This is a genomic window from Bythopirellula polymerisocia, assembly GCF_007860015.1.
GTDB classification, from domain to species: Bacteria; Planctomycetota; Planctomycetia; order Pirellulales; family Lacipirellulaceae; genus Bythopirellula; species Bythopirellula polymerisocia.
The window spans coordinates 151,886-168,060 of the sequence record NZ_SJPS01000006.1 but is presented as its reverse complement, the minus strand read 5'-3'; the positions used below and the strand labels follow the sequence as shown (position 1 = coordinate 168,060).

At 52.5% G+C, this 16,175-nt stretch carries 12 protein-coding genes; 9 read left to right on the top strand and 3 right to left on the bottom strand.

Features of this window, described 5'->3' with window-relative positions; genetic code table 11:
- The first annotated feature begins 264 nt into the window (after window positions 1-264).
- Window positions 265-1,515 (top strand): heparan-alpha-glucosaminide N-acetyltransferase domain-containing protein, encoded by a 1,251-nt coding sequence (locus Pla144_RS18275; protein ID WP_146452150.1) that lies wholly within the window; start codon window positions 265-267, stop codon window positions 1,513-1,515.
- 6 nt (window positions 1,516-1,521) lie between these two features.
- Here the strand turns inward: Pla144_RS18275 and Pla144_RS18270 are convergent, their stop codons facing one another.
- On the bottom strand, window positions 1,522-2,694 hold the full coding sequence (locus Pla144_RS18270) for an AraC family transcriptional regulator (RefSeq protein ID WP_146452149.1): 1,173 nt from the start codon (window positions 2,692-2,694) through the stop codon (window positions 1,522-1,524).
- A 203-nt stretch (window positions 2,695-2,897) separates the two neighbouring features.
- Here Pla144_RS18270 and Pla144_RS18265 point away from each other — a divergent pair, with 203 nt between their 5' ends.
- The 8 genes from Pla144_RS18265 to Pla144_RS18230 all read left to right on the top strand — a co-directional run bounded on the left by Pla144_RS18265 (window position 2,898) and on the right by Pla144_RS18230 (window position 14,062).
- Window positions 2,898-3,986 carry an anhydro-N-acetylmuramic acid kinase gene (locus Pla144_RS18265; RefSeq protein WP_197530804.1) on the top strand — a complete coding sequence of 363 codons (1,089 nt, stop codon included), beginning with the start codon at window positions 2,898-2,900 and terminating at the stop codon, window positions 3,984-3,986.
- Window positions 3,987-4,007: 21 nt separating this feature from the next.
- Window positions 4,008-4,925: a Gfo/Idh/MocA family oxidoreductase gene (locus tag Pla144_RS18260; RefSeq protein WP_146452147.1), complete on the top strand. Its 918-nt coding sequence runs from the start codon at window positions 4,008-4,010 to the stop codon at window positions 4,923-4,925.
- Window positions 4,922-5,977 carry a Gfo/Idh/MocA family protein gene (locus Pla144_RS18255; protein WP_146452146.1) on the top strand — a complete coding sequence of 352 codons (1,056 nt, stop codon included), beginning with the start codon at window positions 4,922-4,924 and terminating at the stop codon, window positions 5,975-5,977. The genes Pla144_RS18260 and Pla144_RS18255 overlap by 4 nt, the downstream gene beginning before the upstream one ends.
- Before the next feature lie 71 nt (window positions 5,978-6,048).
- Window positions 6,049-7,929: a sodium:solute symporter family transporter gene (locus tag Pla144_RS18250; protein WP_146452145.1), complete on the top strand. Its 1,881-nt coding sequence runs from the start codon at window positions 6,049-6,051 to the stop codon at window positions 7,927-7,929.
- Window positions 7,930-7,943: 14 nt separating this feature from the next.
- The gene (locus tag Pla144_RS18245; RefSeq protein ID WP_146452144.1) at window positions 7,944-9,686 is read left to right on the top strand and encodes an FAD-dependent oxidoreductase; all 1,743 of its coding nucleotides are present in this window, start codon (window positions 7,944-7,946) and stop codon (window positions 9,684-9,686) included.
- Between the two features lie 55 nt (window positions 9,687-9,741).
- Window positions 9,742-11,424: a glycoside hydrolase family 10 protein gene (locus Pla144_RS18240; protein WP_146452143.1), complete on the top strand. Its 1,683-nt coding sequence runs from the start codon at window positions 9,742-9,744 to the stop codon at window positions 11,422-11,424.
- Window positions 11,421-12,902: a Gfo/Idh/MocA family protein gene (locus Pla144_RS18235; RefSeq protein WP_146452142.1), complete on the top strand. Its 1,482-nt coding sequence runs from the start codon at window positions 11,421-11,423 to the stop codon at window positions 12,900-12,902. Before Pla144_RS18240 ends, Pla144_RS18235 begins: the two co-directional genes overlap by 4 nt.
- A gap of 86 nt (window positions 12,903-12,988) precedes the next feature.
- Window positions 12,989-14,062, top strand: a complete 1,074-nt coding sequence (locus tag Pla144_RS18230; protein WP_146452141.1) for an anhydro-N-acetylmuramic acid kinase — start codon at window positions 12,989-12,991, stop codon at window positions 14,060-14,062.
- A gap of 5 nt (window positions 14,063-14,067) precedes the next feature.
- On the opposite strand, the gene Pla144_RS18225 is transcribed toward Pla144_RS18230, so the two are convergent.
- Window positions 14,068-15,036, bottom strand: a complete 969-nt coding sequence (locus Pla144_RS18225) for an N-acetylglucosamine kinase (protein WP_146452140.1) — start codon at window positions 15,034-15,036, stop codon at window positions 14,068-14,070.
- A gap of 23 nt (window positions 15,037-15,059) precedes the next feature.
- On the bottom strand, window positions 15,060-15,959 hold the full coding sequence (gene murQ, locus Pla144_RS18220) for an N-acetylmuramic acid 6-phosphate etherase (RefSeq protein WP_146452139.1): 900 nt from the start codon (window positions 15,957-15,959) through the stop codon (window positions 15,060-15,062).
- Window positions 15,960-16,175 lie beyond the last annotated feature (216 nt).

The following is a 16,175-nucleotide window of genomic DNA, read 5'->3' as shown; positions in this document are numbered from 1 at the left end:
AGCCATTAACAAAGCCGACTGGACTTGGATTCGTAAAATCCTATTCTTGGTGAACCAAAAGAAGAGTCAATTTAACGTCCACTTCAGACATACTAAGTACGATCCGCAAAAACCGCAAACACTTATCGCGTAAATTATTCCACTAAATGCGCATGGCTGCCTTGACTTCTCACTGTTTCTTCACGACATTTCCCTACTCTTCTGACAAGTTAATCAAGAGATTTTCGACCCTCCTAGCAATCAATCAACAGTCGGTTTGCCACGATGTCGTGCCAAATTCCAGCTCCTTCAGTTGCAACTGCAACAATCAACGAGAGACTCCTTTCGCTCGACGCCTTTCGCGGGTTTGTGATCGGGGCGATGCTGCTGGTAAACATGACCTGGAACGAGTCGGTCTTTCCGAGACAGTTCTTCCATGTCCCCTGGAACGACCCTCAACAAGGGGCCACCTTTGCTGACTTGGTGTTTCCCTGGTTCCTATTTATTGTCGGTGCTTCGATTCCATTCTCGATGGAAAGTCGAATCCGTGTCGGGCTATCTACCGCCAGAATTGTATCCTCCGCAGCCCGACGGGCAATGATCCTTTATTTGTTGGGAGTCTTACTGACCGTAGCCGGAACTGCAACAACCCATCCGTTGAGTTGGCAAAATTTGCTCCAGTGGAACATCCTGCAACTCATCGGAGCCGCCTACTTCGTGGCGATTTGTGTCTGGTTATTACCTACACAATGGCGGATAGGATTTGTGTTTCTCGTGTTGATTGGTCGCTGGGTGACGATGGAGGTCCCCTCCTGGGAGACAGCCAACGAGTTGATCGTGACACGTGCCCCCACAGATGCTCCGCTCGGACCTGGAACCTGGGCACATTTTGACGCCCTGCGGCGAATCTATTCCCTGGAGCATCTCCAACCTTCAGTTTGGCGAACTTTCTTCGGCTGGTTCGGAGCGAGTCAAGAATATCTACCTGGAGCTGCGATCGCTGTGCTAGGTGGCTTCACATCTTCAGCTCTCGCCGCTCAGCGCACCTACCACGGTGCCATTCGAGTTGTTCTAGCTGGGGCTGCACTGGTCTTAGTTGGGTTCATTTTGCAAGGAAACTACCAACCGACCGGAGGGGGTTTGCTGGGTGAAATCACCATTCCGTTTAGCAAATGGTTTTTCAGCCCAGCCTATTGCTTGCTAGCCGCTGGCACCGGGATGCTTTTGTTTGTCGCCTTTTTTATCGTGATTGACCTGAAACGCTGGACAACTGCATGGTGGCTGCGCGTATGGGGGATGAATGCCTTGGCCCTCTACGTAGCTGCGGAACTCTCCTTCAAAATGGTCTTCAGCAAATGGTTGATCAGGCTGCCGAGTGGCGGATCCGACTCGCTTGCTTCGGGATACCTTGCCTGGGTCGAGCATTCCACAGGATCGCCTGCCATCGCAGGGTGGAGTTTCGTATTAGGTTGGTTGGTAATGTGGTGGCTTGTTTGCTGGTGGCTTTATCGTAGGGGAATCTTTCTACGTGTCTGAAACAATCTAGCTTCCGTGGAGATTCTTACGGAATGCGAGCGGGGTTTGGCCGAAGCGTTTGCGGAAGGCGACGCCAAACTGGGTGGTCCCCGCGTAGCCACAGGCATCCGCGATTGCCTCGACTGACAGTTCAGATTGCGAAAGAAGTTCCTTTCCCCGTTCGAGCCGCAAGCGACGGATCTCTTCAGCAGGCAAACGGCCGAAATAGCGTTTGAATTGCAGTTCCAAAAATCTACGAGAGACCGGCACCTCGCGTAAGATGTCCTCAACGACAATCCCCTGGAAAGCATGCGTTTGGATAAATCGCATCGCCTTTGTAATCATCGCGTCATCGATCGCCAAAGCGTCGGTAGACTGCTTAGCAATGACGCAATTGGGTGAGATCAAGCGGGGCTCGCTGGGGCATGATTCGCCCCGCATGATTGCATCCAGCATAACGGCCGCTTCATATCCTATTCTCTGGCTGGCCACTGAGATGCTCGACAATGGAGGGGAGCTGAGACCGCAGATCAAGTCATCCGTGTCAGCGGCTAATATGGCCACTTCATCTGGAACTGAGATTCCCTCCATGCTGCAGATTTCAGTAAGTTCTCGGCCTCGACGTGCATCGACGGCAAAGATTGCCACCGGCCGAGGCAGGTTGCTGAGCCATCGATGAACGCGATTATGTTGCTCATCTCGCCCAATCCGCCGCGTTACTCGATACCCCGGCTTGTAGACGTGGCATGAGAGGTTCTGTTCGCTCAACTCAGCAACGAAGGCTTTTTCGCACTCTTTGGAATATTCATTACTCGGCGGGGCATAATACGCAAAGTGTTTCAGGCCACGCCCCTGAAAATGGCTAACCGCCATCTGCGCTCGTTCCGCCTCATTGGTTCGCACATGTCCCATATGGGGGAGATTGGGAAACACATCGTCGACATTGACTGTCGGAAGTCCCGTCTGAACAATCTCCTCGAGTTGCAGAGGAGAACTAATCCGCGCGATGATGCCATCTCCCCGCCAGCGATCCGGCAGCGACCATCTTCGACTATAGTCGCGAGGATCCGTCAGTAGATTCCACGGGCCGAACTTGTTGCAGTAGTCTGCGATGCCTTGTACGACAGAACGTCCCCAACTGTGATCCGTTTCTACGAGAACGGCGACTTCGAGTACTCGTATCTTGGAAGAATTGGGCATAGACAATTGATGTAGTCGAGGAGACTTGAGCGGGGTTTTACTGTCGAGCTAAAGAATCTCGTGGCGAATCAAATCTAAGCACATCATAACATGCGATGCGCAAATTGTCGAAATTTCTGCGCTGTTTATCGGGCGATATTTTGAGACAGCTGGTAGACTGAGATTTTAGGCTTTCTGTGGAATCTCCTCACGAGAGGTGCTGGGTGCCTCATTCCCCGCTTATTCGGTCCGTCGGATTAACGAGCTCTACTTCGGGCGACGGGGTAGAGGCTGCGGTCATTGATACCGATGGTCGAGATGAGATATCCCCGCTGGGAGGCGTTTCTCTTCCCTATGATAGCCAGCTTCGGTGGCGAATCCTCGAGGCGACCCAGAACGACCTACCAACGACGGAAATCCTCCGACTCGAAAAAAAACTTACCCAGCACCATATAAATGCTTTTGGACTCTTGAAAGAATCTTACCCAGAGAAAGTGGCAAAAGCGGAACTGATAGGTTTTCAGGGACACACCCTCCGTCACATGCCTAGCGAAGGACTGACCCTGCAATTAGGCAATGCCTGGCAACTGGCCGAAGGCACCCGGTTGCCGGTGGTGAGTGACTTTCGTCGCCACGATATGGCGATTGGTGGCCAGGGTGGCCCACTGGTTGCCATGTTTCACTGGGCACTTATGGCGCAGGAGCCTCGTCCCGCATTGATGCTTAACCTCGGTTCGGTAGCCAGTGTGACTTGGCTGAGCAAAGAGAACGAAATCATCGCCGGCGACACCGGTCCCGGTGTAGGGCTCCTCAACGAGTGGGTCCAGGAGATGGCGGAGCTGCCACACGACTTAGATGGTCGTGTGGCGATTGAAGGTAAAGTCGACAACACGGTAGTGCGGGAAGCATTGAAATCTCCGTTCTTCTCACGCAGCCTGCCAAAGTCGGCTGATCGATACGAATTCGATCACGTTGATGTTGCTGGACTGAGCGTGCCGGATGGTGCTGCCACATTATGTGCAGTGACAGTAGAAGCATTCGTGCGGGCAGCCAAGAAACTCCCGGAATTGCCCGACCTCTTGTGGGTAACTGGTCCCGGAAGTCAACATCCAGTGATTGTCAATCTGCTTTCCAAGCACTTTGGCAAGGTAGAAAACGTGAGCGCGCGCGGTCTCGATCCGCAGACGATGGCTGCAGAGTCTTACGCCTGGCTAGCGGTCCGCCACACCAAAGGCTTGCCCATTACAACTCCAGAAACCACGGGCTGCCGTAGTGCGGATTGCGCCGGGTTCATGACCTTGCCCCAGCAATAATAACCATAAGAAACAGCCACAATGTCATTTAAACGAATTGGTTTCGTCGACTACCACCTGGATAATTTCCATACCCGGGTCTATTTGGACGCATTGCGAGGTACCCTGGCAGATCGCGGGTTTCGTGTAACGGGTGCGACTGCCGTCCTTGCGGAACCAAGTGAGACTTGGGCATCGGCCCACGACTTGCGTTATTACGATTCCATCGAGGAACTTGCCGACGTGGTCGACTACTTCGCCATCTTGGCACCTTCGAATCCTGAGCAGCATTTCCATCTCTGCCAGGGGGTTTTTCCGCATAAGAAGCCGACGTTCGTCGACAAGACTTTTGCTCCAGACTACGAAACAGCAGAGAATATTTTTCGGCTTGCCGACGAGCATGGCGTCGCCGTGCAGACTACTTCCGCCTTGAGGAACACGAACATTCAACAACGAGTTCGTGAGCTTGTCAGTCCCCTGCGGAGCATGTTCATAACCGCGGGTGGGAGTTCCTTTCCTGAATACGGCATCCATCCGATGGAACTGGCAGTCAGTTGCCTCGGAGCCAACGTGATATCACTTATGCGAATCGGTAGCCCCGAAAATCCGCAATTCATATTGCAGTTCAGCGATAATCGTACGGCGATCATTGATTTTAACGAAAAGGCAGACGTTCCTTTCAGTGCGATACTATCGTCGCGTGAAGGGATTAAGTACGAGGTCGTGGACACCGCAACGCTGTTCGTCGACGCAGCTGCTGCAATCTTGGATTTCTTTACAGCCGAGTCAGCTCAGGTTGATCGTAAGGAAACCTTAATGATTCGCCGGATTCTCGATGTGGCAATGACTGACGAAGCAGCTTCCCGATTTGTTAGCCTCGTTGATGATCCTGATGGTGGACAAATAGTCCCTGCCCCTCATTGGAAGCTTTCTAAAACACATAAGGCGGAGAAGAGATGAAGATCGGTATTATTGGAGCGGGTACGATTGGCCAAAAGCATGCCGCCGCTGCCAAACTGGCTGGCGCAGAGATAATCTGGGTTGTGGATGCCAATGAAAGTGCCGGCCAAGCACTGGCTCAAGAGTATCAGGCTAAGTATAGCGCAACTACGGATGAGTTATGGAGCGATGAATCTGTAGCCGCAGTTGTCATTGGTGTTCCCAATTTTTTGCATCAAAGCTTAGCAATCGAGGCCCTCGAAGCACGGAAAGACGTCTTACTTGAAAAGCCGATGGCCTTGTCGCTGGAAGAATGTCAACAAATAGCCCAAGTCGCTGACGCAACGGGGCGGGTGTTGCAAATAGGATTTGTCCATCGCTACACAGGGGTAGGCAAGTTAGCCAAACAGATTGCGTCTTCCGGCAAGTTAGGCGAGATCTACTCCGCAAAGGCAAACTTGTATCTCCGTCGAAATGTGCCAGGCTTGGGAAAATGGTTCACGACCAAGGAGCTCTCTGGAGGTGGAGCACTCATCGACGTTGGAGTGCATCTTATCGATTTGTCTTGCCATATCATGGACTTTCCTGAAGTCGAATCGGTAGCGGCTCAGACATTCGAGAACTTCGGCCGTCGGATGGAGGCCTACCAATACGAGAATATGTGGGCAGGGCCGCCGAATTTAGCGGGTATTTGCGACGTGGAAGATGCCGCTCAGGCGCTGATCCGCTTCACTAACGGTTCGACGCTGGAATTGCACGTCGCTTGGGCGGGCAACTATCCACGCAGTTTTTTTCCAGATTCCGTGATGGGTTTCTTCGGAGATCAAGGGGGGATTGCGTTCGAACTGTTCGGCAGTGAAGTCCAGTTTACCTCGGAGCACGAAGGCAAGGTTGCTGACGAGTCCCTCGCCGTCGAAGACGGAGACTTTTTCCTGGATCAATTCCGAGACTTCCAACGGAGTGTTGAAACCCGTATCGTCCGGGGCGCCGACCACAAGCAGGCTTGCTCGGTTCAGGCGATAGTCGACGCAATCTATTCCTCCAGTCGACAGCAAGCGGCTCTCTCATTGTAAACTAGCGATCATCCATGCTTTCTTAGTCCCTCTATTCTTAGGTTGCCATCCTAAATCTTCCGCCGGCGACTATGAACGAACTCCCTTTTACCATCATGCCATTTGCGACAGCACATACGATCGATGCGGTGGTTATCGGCATCTATCTACTAGTGAGCTTTGGCCTGGGAGCATTTGCCAGTCGCCTACTGAACACTGGCGAAGGGGAAGAGGGCTACTACCTCGCGGGACGGAAGATACCCGGGTGGGTCAATGGCATCTCCTATGCCGTCACGGCGATGAATGCCGATGTTGCCCCACTCTATTGCGGATTGACGGCAGTGATCGGCCTGCCGATCGCTTGGTATTATTTGTCGCGTTTTACGTTCGCTTGGATGCTGGTTGCCTTGCTCTTCGCAGTCCGCTGGAGGTCAATGGGCATCCACACAGGTCCTGAGTTCTACTCCATTCGCTTTGGAGGACACGGTGCAAAGTTTGTTCGAGTCTATTCGGCCCTTTTCGCGATTGCCATTAATATGGTCCCCTGGTTGGGGGCTGGTCTGTTGGGAACTCATAAGATTCTGGGCCCCGTCTTCGGCATCGAGAGCAAGTTCACCACGCTTGCGCTAGTTCTCCCACTGTTGGTCGCTTATGTGTGGATCTCTGGTTTTGCCGGGGTTGTCTTCACAGACGTATTGCAATCTGCAGTCATCGTGCTGGCCAGCGTAATCCTGCTAGGTACGGTGCTATTCAACCACGGGGGACCCGTGGGCTTGGCAGAAGAACTCGTTGCTGCTCATCCTGCTGAACACGAACAAATCATGTCCATCTTTCCAGTGCCGGGCCATGCGGTCTTAGGGCCGCTGGTAGTGCTGGCGTGGTTCATCGTTCCGACAATTGGTCGCGGGGGAAGCGTAGACCTTGATGGACAGCGACTTTTTTCGGCACGGACACCCCGTGAAGCAGCCAAGGTACCCATCTGGGCTGCGGGAGCCTTGTACCTAATGTTGCTCCTGCTCACACTGCCAGTGCTAGGACTCTTGGCTAGTCGGCCGGAACTCTATCATGCCTCTCCCAGTGTGCGTGAAGAAACCTACGGTATGCTCTTAGACGAGCATCTGCCCGTAGGAGTTTTAGGGATCGCATTGGCGGCACTCTTGGCAAGTGTCATGTCGACCATTGACAGCCACATGAACTATGGAGCTCAAACGTTTGTCAATGACGTACTTCGTCAGATACTTCCCAAGTCGAAATGGCTGGATCCAGAGTCAAGCTCCTGCGTCTGGATTGGTCGATTGGCAATGCTCGGAATCCTGGCTTGTGGCGTTGGAGTCATGTTAGCCGCAGATTCACTATTCAGGATTGCCACGATCATTGCTGGCATGTTTGCATCTAGCGCAGCGTTCTTCTGGGCACAGTGGTGGTGGTGGCGGGTGAATTTCCTCTCCTGGGTGGCGGCCATGGTCTGTGGCCCTTTTGTGTATTTCGGTTTGGGATGGCTCTTACCGCACAACGAATGGTGGGCAGCCCAAATAGCAGTCAGCCCCGCGAATGCAGACACGATGGCAATGCTGCAAGCAGTGATTTCAATTGGTTTGACAACAGTTGTCTGGTTCACTGTCGCGCTTGTGACCGCTCCCGAGAGTGAAGCAACCCTTCGCAATTTTTATCGCCGCGCTCGACCTTTGGGTCTCTGGGGACCGATTCGCAAATCTGTCTTGGCAGAAGAAGGAAATCTCTCCCCCGTACCTCGGCTTTTACTAGCCGGGACTTTGATCGGCGTGGTCGGTGCCGTCTGGATCGCATCGGCTGTTTTGGGCCTCTCGCAATTAGCGGTCGGTCGATACGTCAACGCGATCGTATTAGTCATGTTTTCCTTGGTTGGGGCCGCCGTGTTCCTGCCACTTTTTCGTTGGCATATCAAACGCATGGAGGATTCCCAATTCGCCGCCCCAGCTAAGGCTATGGATTAACGGAAAATCAATCTATGAACTTTCTTTCACTCACCGCCAGAGTTATTTCGCGAGCCTCGCTCCGCCCCCTTCCGCTACTGGTCTTGGTTATCAGTGTGATCACCTCACCACATAATGCGAAATGCGCTGAACCTGTCGAGCTCAACGATTTCGACGTAGTCATCGCCGGAGGTTCAACGGCGGCCTTCGCTGCCGCTCTCGCCTCGGCCAACAGTGGCGCGAAGACGGCGCTGCTCGAACCAACCGATTGGATTGGCGGGCAACTCACCTCCAGCGGAGTCCCCGCGGTGGATGAAGCATGGCATACAATCCTCGATGTTGAAACGAAAGAGCCTCTGTTAAATGTAGCCAAAATTGCCCGCGACCCTCGGAATATAACTCCCAGTTTTCGCAAGTCGCTTGAAGACATTGCAGATTGTGGTGACTGCTGGGTAAGCCGCTTTTGCTTTCGACCGAAATTGTATCTCGAACAACAACTCCTACCGCTCCAGCATGAAGCTGGCGAGAATCTTACCGTGTTCCTTGAAACCGTTGTGAAGCAAGTTGAGGTAGATGCAGAATCTGGGCAGATACTTTCCCTGACTGCAATTCGCAGAGCCCCTGCAGAGAAACTTGCAGCTAAGGGCTACGATCGGCTACCGTCCGAAGACCTTCCCGACTGGTATTCGCCTGAACCTTCTGAACGCTTTAGCAAGGAAGTGCTTCGTTTCGGATCGCACAATGGTCGCCCACCGGTTTTTGTTGATGCAACTGAATGGGGCGAGCTGCTTGCCCTCTCGGGTGCGGATTACTTGCTGGGTGCTGAAGATTCCGAAGGAGAGCCTAACGGCCATGACCATTGTGGCCAGGCCACTGTCTTTTGTTTTGTTCAAGAACTACACACTAGACCGCAGCAACAGATGGCTACGGATCAAGATCTCTCAACCTTCGGATATGCTGACTACAACAACAACAAAGAAAATCCCTGGGAATTGATTTGGACCTATCGTCGAATCCATGGCCAAGACAAGCCTGCCCCGGGGGATCTTTGTCTGCAAAACTGGGGTTATTCGGGACGTCTCAAGCAGGGAGGAAATGATTATCCATTTGGCTTCCTTTTCAAGACAAATGCTGACACCGAGGTGGAACTCGCCGATTGGCAAGGAGGCATCGATTTGGAGGTTCTATCTGGTGCCGAACAACGAGCGTTTGGCTGGCATGAGTGGTTTCGACAGAATGCTCCGCCACCGCTTGAACCGGACCAGATTACTCTCAATGGCGCTGAATTAGGGACCGGACATGGCCTGGCCAAACTTCCCTACATCCGGGATACGCGACGATCTATAGGTCTCGATGGATTCGTACTGAAGTTTGACGATCTCTCGGGGCCAGCGAGCCAAGTAACCGGCACACAGTTTCCGGATCGGATTGCACTGGGGGCATACGCCGCTGATATCCATCCGTTGGTGACTTGCAGCTACCCGGCACACACTCAAGCTGCACATGACACCCTCCCCTTCTACCTACCCTTTCGAGCACTGACACACTATCGCTTTGGAAACTTGTTGGTCACCGGGAAGACGATGGCACAGAGCTTCCTAGCCAACTCAGCTACCCGCTTGCACCCTATCGAATGGTCGACAGGCACCGCGGCAGGCGTCGCCGCCGCCTACATGGCAGAAACTAGGCAGAATTCTCGACAGACTCTAGAGAATATTGAAAAATTGCAAGCAAGAGTCAAAGTCTTCACGCCCATTGACTGGACGATTCCGGATTAGAAGCGAAAGATTCAGACGAATAAAAATCATCTGATGAATACTGAGGAATATCCCAATGAATATGCGTGATCTGCAGGTAGCCGTTTGTCTTCTATGCTGCCTCTTGACGAACTCTTTGCCTGCGGCAACTCCCGAAGTACGAGGTACTTGGCTAACAACTACGGGTGTCGATCATATCCGAACAGGTTTCAATACCGAAGGCACAATGCATGACCTGCGCGCGGTTGGTCTAAATACTGTCTATGTCGAGACTTGGAAGAACGGCTACACCAACTTTCCTTCCCAGACACTCAAGGCACTAATTGGTACGACAGATCGCAACCCGACCATAGGAACAACGCGAGATCTGGTTCAAGAAACGCTCATTCATGCCCATCGCAATCAGATGGAGTACTACGGCTGGTTTGAGTACGGTGCCATGAGTCAATACATTGGTGCTGGAGGTAACCCCAATAATCCACTCTCAAACTACATGAAAAACCGCGGATGGCTTCTCAAGAATCAGTCCGGACAATACGCCGACAGCACCAACGGCGGGTTCGCCTATATGAATATAGCCGTCCCCGAAGTGCGGCAGTTCATAATCGGCATGACTCTCGAAGCAGTCAATCGCTATGATTTGGATGGAATTCAATTCGATGATCACATGGCTTGGCCAGTAAACTTTGGTTTCGATAGTACCACAATAAACCTCTACACCTCGCAAACTGGAAATCCGGCTCCCACATCGCCAACTAACTCGCAGTTCAGCGCCTGGCGACAGCAAAAGGTAACCAAGTTTGCTAGTGAATTTTACTCGGCCGTCAAATCGGCCCGCCCTGAAATCAAGTTTTCCATCAGCCCGTCAATCACCTCCTTCTCGACCACAAACTACAACGCAGACTGGCCTTTGTGGGAATCCCAAGGCATTTTTGACGAATTCGCAATTCAGATGTATCGATCTTCACTTTCCAGCTTCAATTCCATTGTGAATCAACAGGTCACACCTTTTGAACCCAACGACCTTGATAAACTTGTTTTTGGCTTGCGAATCAATCCCTCTCCTCTTACGCCTTATAATGATGTGCAATCTATGATTCAGCGCAGCCGTACCGAGGGTGCAGCAGGACACAGCCTTTGGTTTTCTAGCGGTGTTCTTGATATCTACGAAAGCCAATTGACCTCTTTCTACGACGTCGCCGGTCAAGGACAGGCTCAAAACCCCAATTTCTCCGCCGACCATCGCCCCGCACCGTTGGTGGCCAGCAGTCTTGGGAGCGGCCTGTGGGACGTAAAAGTAACCAACGCAGATCGCTATCGAATCGTCGCCAAAATCGGCAGCTTCTGGACAGAGTTCAACGTCGCAGAATTAAATGCCGGATCACAGCTAATTCAGGTGCCGGGTGCCACACAAGTTGAGTTGCTTGTCGATCGCCGTACGGCAACTTCATTCCTCGGTGATTTCGATGGGGACTTTGATGTAGACGCCAGCGATTTCATTCTCTGGCAACGAGGTAAAGGTTTAACTTCAGGTGCTACAGCTATGGATGGAGACGCCAACGCCGATGGCAAAGTCGATGCCTTAGACCTTGCCCGCTGGCAACTGAATTACGGTTGGTTCCAAGCTAATGGAGCCGTTAGCCAGCACAGCATTCCAGAACCGTCTGCCAATGCTATTCTAAGTGTGATTATTCTTGGCTGGCTAATACAGATACGACATTTCAAATCAGAATTCTTCAGAAAGCGAATTCCCATATGAATAACCTATTTTCTGATGTATCCCGTCGCAAGTTTATTACGGTGTCCACCGCTTCTGCGGCACTGGCTGCTGCGCAAGTTACGCGTGTCTCGGCTACATCCAACTCGCCATCAGCCAATGATCGGCTACGAATCGGCTTCATCGGTGTGGGAGGACGATGTCAGCAACATCTCGATTCAGCGGCACGATTACAAAACGAAGACGGCACTGTGGAGATTGCCGCCGTATGCGATGTGTTCAACCGTTACCGTGATCGGGCCGTGCAGAAAGTCACTGACGCCACCAAAAAGAAGCCGACCGTCACGGCTGACTATCGAGACATTATCAACGACAAGACGATCGATGCCGTTTGCATTGCCACGCCAGACCATTGGCATGCAAAACAAACACTGGATGCACTCGCAGCCGGCAAGCATGTTTATTGCGAAAAACCCATGACCCATACGGTGGAGGAAGCACTCGAAGTTTACAAAACCTGGAAGAAATCGGGCCTCGTGATGCAGGTGGGGGTCCAGTCCACTCAATTGCCAGTGTGGGAAGATGCTCGTCGCCGCATCTGTGAGGGTCAGCTTGGCAAGGTTGTGCAATACCAAACCGAGATTTTCCGCAACTCTGATATGGGGCAGTGGCGCTATTACGAACTCACCGAGGACATGACTCCGAAGAACGTCGATTGGAAGATGTTCTTGGGTACCGACTTTGGATTGGCCCCCGACATGCCTTTCGACCGGGCCAAATTCGGGCAGTGGCGTTGCTACTGGCCCTTCGGCTCTGGATTGTTTACCGATCTGTTTGTGCATCGTACCACTTCCATGCTGGCTGCCACAGGACTCCGTTTTCCTGGCCGCGTTACGGGAGCCGGGGGAATATTCCTGGAATATGACGAACGCAACGTTCCTGATGTAGCAACGGTCGTTGCTGATTTTCACGAAGGAGTACAGGGTTTTGTCACTGCCACGATGGCCTGCCAGGAAACCCCTTTGAATCAGACTATTCGGGGACACCATGGTTCCTTTGTATTCGGATCGGGCGAAGTCTTTGCAGGTTATGACTTTGTAGCTGAGCGTCCCCAGGTAACTCATGATAGTAGTATTAAGAGTGAGCGGATCGAAGTCTCCGTGCCCGAAGATACAACCTTTGCCCACTTCAAGAACTTCTGCGAGGCGGCAAGGGAGGGAGACCCAGTAGCTGTAAAGTGCGATCCCGAGATGGGGGCGTCGGCCATGGTAATTGTTAAGCTGGGATCAGAGAGCTATCGCCAGGGGAAAATTTTCCACTTCGATCCAAAGACCATGAAAATTTCTGATGGAAACTCCGAGTGGGCATCGAACTGGGAATCGATGTCCGCCCAGCGGGCGTCCGCCCACCATGTGCCGGGTTGGTCAGCGGGCGAGACTGGAAGCAAACTCATCCCTAAAGACTATCAGAGATTAGAAGGCCCTTGGGTAAACGGAGTCGATCCTGCCTCGAAGTCGTAGCCAAGTTTGTGCAACCCGAATCGACTCGTTTCACTACTTGAGCTATCCGAAATGAGCGACAAATTCTATTCAAGTGATAAATAGATATGCATACCTTTGCAGTCGGATTTATGAGCGGTACTTCTTGTGATGGAGTCGATGTCGCTGTTCTTGATACCGACGGGAAATTAAACGTCACCGCGTTGAGTGGCTTGACACTTCCCTATGAAGAGGACCTTAGCTCGCGTTTAATGGAAGCTTCTCAGCAAGAAGTTCCTTTGAGTAGTTTGCTTCGCTTAGAAAAAGAACTTTCCAATCACCATGTTGCAGCGCTCCGACTGCTTTTAGAGAAGCAGCCTGAGCTACGTTCAGAAGTTGCTGTCTTGGGGTTTCATGGTCATACCGTTCGTCATATTCCAGATGAACAGCTAACCATGCAGATCGGCAATCCATGGATCCTAGCCAAGGCGTTTGGAATACCCGTAGTCACCGATTTTCGCCGCTGTGACGTAGCCGCAGGTGGACAGGGTGCTCCGTTGGTGCCACTCTTTCATCAAACTCTGTTTGCCAAGGAAACACAACCTGTCTTAGTGCTTAATCTAGGAGGAGTGGCCAACGTCACTTGGTTGGGGCAGCATGAGCATATCATCGCCGGTGATACGGGGCCTGGATGCGGCTTGCTTGACAAATGGGCACAGGAAATGGCGAACCTACCTTACGACCGAGATGGAATACTCGCCTCTGCTGGCCAAGTGGATAGCGATATCCTGGTATCCGCTCTTTCAAGGAACTACTTCTCACGCCCGCTTCCTAAATCAGCAGACCGCTATGACTTCGACTTCGTCGATGTTTCTCGGCTAAGCGTCGAAGATGGTGCGGCAACGTTGTGTGCGGTTACGGCCGAATCTGTTTATCGGGCTGTTCAAAACCTGCCTGCCATGCCCAAGCAAGTTTGGGTTACAGGGGGAGGAGTGCATCACCCTGTAATCATGAGTATGTTAAGAGAGCGATTCAAAGATGTTCGCAATATAAGTGAACGAGGTCTCAATCCAGACTTCCTCGAAGCGGAGTGCTTTGCCTGGCTCGCAGTCCGGCATTTGGAGAATTTGCCGCTTACGATCCCTGCGACAACCGGTTGCGAGAAGTCGGTCAGCGGTGGAGTGACCGTTCGTTTCCAGTGAAACGACTAACTCTGGCACTGCTCTCTGCTGTTGGTAGCCAATTCGCGCCGAGCGAGCTTAAGGCACCCCTGCACAGGGTCGGTGACCATTTCTATCTTGTCGGGTAGCACGTCTTTGAGAGCCAACTTCTTAAGCAACGTGTCACGAAGTAATTGACTTCCGCAGAGCACGCCGCCTGCCATAGCCAACGAAAAGGTGTTGCCGAGTGCGAGTTTTTGGGTTGCCGCGACGACCAATCCCGCCAATTGCTCAGCAGCTTGGTCCAAGATCTGCAAGGCGATGAGGTCCTGTTGATCAGCCGCTTCTGTTACCAGATCGGCCAGCCCCGCAATCTCGGACCGCACATCGCCTCTCTGAGAAAGGGCAGTCAGCATCTCTCGCGGTTCTGAAAGTGCCATACGATCAAGGATCGCTTTAGTAAGTCTAGTCGGCAAAATGCGCCCGTCGTCTGCTTGGGAAACTGCTCGCAAAGCAGCTTGGCCCAACCAGTAGGCACCCCCTTCATCGCCAAACCAATAACCCCATCCACCTGCTACAGCTGTGTTGCTGTCTTGATCTGCGGCAAAGGCCACTGAGCCGGTCCCCGCAATAAGGGCCACGCCATGTCCCTGAGGAGTGCCAGCCGCGAGTACCGGCAATGCGTCATGGACGAGCATAAATCGCTGCGAGATTGAGTATTCCATATTCCACTGCTGCATGAGGACTTGTGCTTCCGGTCGACCGGCACCCGACATTCCCAGCACCGCTAGTGAAACAGGTTCTGGTGCTAAGTCAGTGGCAGACCAAGCCTGCTGAAGGGCTTGGAGTAAATTCTGAAGAGCTTTCTCAGGGCCAACGGCTTTCAAATTCGAGGATCCCGAGTTTCCCCGTCCCAGGATTGTCTGCTCGCCATCAAGACTAATTTGAGCCAAACAAGCAACCGTCTTCGTTCCTCCCCCGTCAATTCCGAGAATCAATTGCTTTGCCGCAGACATGAGCACGTTCTATCCTGGAAGTGTCAGGCGCTACCATTTTCTAAGGCTTGCCGTAGATGCCCTTGGTTCGATTCTAATCGCTGGCGCGCCTGTTCGGGATTCAAAGCCAATCGCTGGGAAACTATGGCGACTTTGAGTTCTCCACTGCATTGCTCAAGCAGCCTCGCGGCTTCGTCTGAAGTAATGCCGGTCAATCGAGACAAGATCCGCTTACTGCGCTCAACTAGCTTGGTGTTAGTGGCTTGAAGATCGACCATGAGATTGCCATAGGTTTTTCCGAGTCTCACCATGGCCCCGGTCGAAAGCATGTTGAGCACCATTTTGGTAGCAGTACCCGCCTTCATCCGGGTGGACCCGCTGAGGATTTCGGGCCCCACCACCAGGACGATGCTATGGTCGGCACAGGTGCTGATTACCGAGTCGCGATTGCAACTAAGACCAATCGCGTAGGCACCGACGCCGCGCGCATAATCCAAGGCTCCAGCGACGTAAGGTGTGCGACCGCTGGAAGCAATGCCCACGACCACGTCTTGGTCACAGAGATCAATGTCTTTCAAGTCCAGCGCCGCTAAATCTGGCGAATCCTCAGCACCCTCGACAGCCTTGAGCATTGCGCCAGGCCCACCGGCAATGATTCCCAGGACTTGGGAAGGGTTTGAATTGAAAGTCGGAGGACATTCCGCCGCATCCAGAATCCCCAAACGTCCAGAAGTTCCGGCACCGATATATATCAAACGCCCTCCGCTACGCAGACGATCTGCAATAACCTCGATCGCCTGGGCAATTGCGTCCGCCTGCTCGCCGACGGCGTGGGCGATCTTGGCATCTTCGGAATTGATCAACTCGACAATTTCTCGAGGATTCAAGCTATCGAGAAATTCCGATGCCGGATTACTGGCCTCTGTAGTGAGATGCTCTAACATTCCCCCAATTCTAATCAACAAGTGCGAACTATTATAGCTTGAGTGCGCGAAAAGGCGAAAACAATGCGCTTTGCTATGCTCCATCCATTCCTGACGAATCACCACTTTCCCTTTTACAAGTGAGCAGTGTAGTACAATTCTCCTTGGTTCCTTCCTGAGTTCGATTGCCTTTCCGTAGGCCTCTCTTTGGTTCATAATTAAGCAATCTGAGGCAGG

What these genes read in the sequence shown, in the direction of transcription:
- Pla144_RS18275 (WP_146452150.1), top strand. Translation starts at nt 265, where the DNA reads ATGTCGTGCCAAATTCCAGCTCCTTCAGTTGCAACTGCAACAATCAAC.
- Pla144_RS18235 (WP_146452142.1), top strand. Translation starts at nt 11,421, where the DNA reads ATGAATAACCTATTTTCTGATGTATCCCGTCGCAAGTTTATTACGGTG.
- Pla144_RS18225 (WP_146452140.1), bottom strand. Translation starts at nt 15,036, where the DNA reads ATGTCTGCGGCAAAGCAATTGATTCTCGGAATTGACGGGGGAGGAACG.
- Pla144_RS18260 (WP_146452147.1), top strand. Translation starts at nt 4,008, where the DNA reads ATGTCATTTAAACGAATTGGTTTCGTCGACTACCACCTGGATAATTTC.
- Pla144_RS18230 (WP_146452141.1), top strand. Translation starts at nt 12,989, where the DNA reads ATGCATACCTTTGCAGTCGGATTTATGAGCGGTACTTCTTGTGATGGA.
- Pla144_RS18270 (WP_146452149.1), bottom strand. Translation starts at nt 2,694, where the DNA reads ATGCCCAATTCTTCCAAGATACGAGTACTCGAAGTCGCCGTTCTCGTA.
- Pla144_RS18240 (WP_146452143.1), top strand. Translation starts at nt 9,742, where the DNA reads ATGAATATGCGTGATCTGCAGGTAGCCGTTTGTCTTCTATGCTGCCTC.
- Pla144_RS18245 (WP_146452144.1), top strand. Translation starts at nt 7,944, where the DNA reads ATGAACTTTCTTTCACTCACCGCCAGAGTTATTTCGCGAGCCTCGCTC.
- Pla144_RS18250 (WP_146452145.1), top strand. Translation starts at nt 6,049, where the DNA reads ATGAACGAACTCCCTTTTACCATCATGCCATTTGCGACAGCACATACG.
- Pla144_RS18255 (WP_146452146.1), top strand. Translation starts at nt 4,922, where the DNA reads ATGAAGATCGGTATTATTGGAGCGGGTACGATTGGCCAAAAGCATGCC.
- murQ (WP_146452139.1), bottom strand. Translation starts at nt 15,959, where the DNA reads ATGTTAGAGCATCTCACTACAGAGGCCAGTAATCCGGCATCGGAATTT.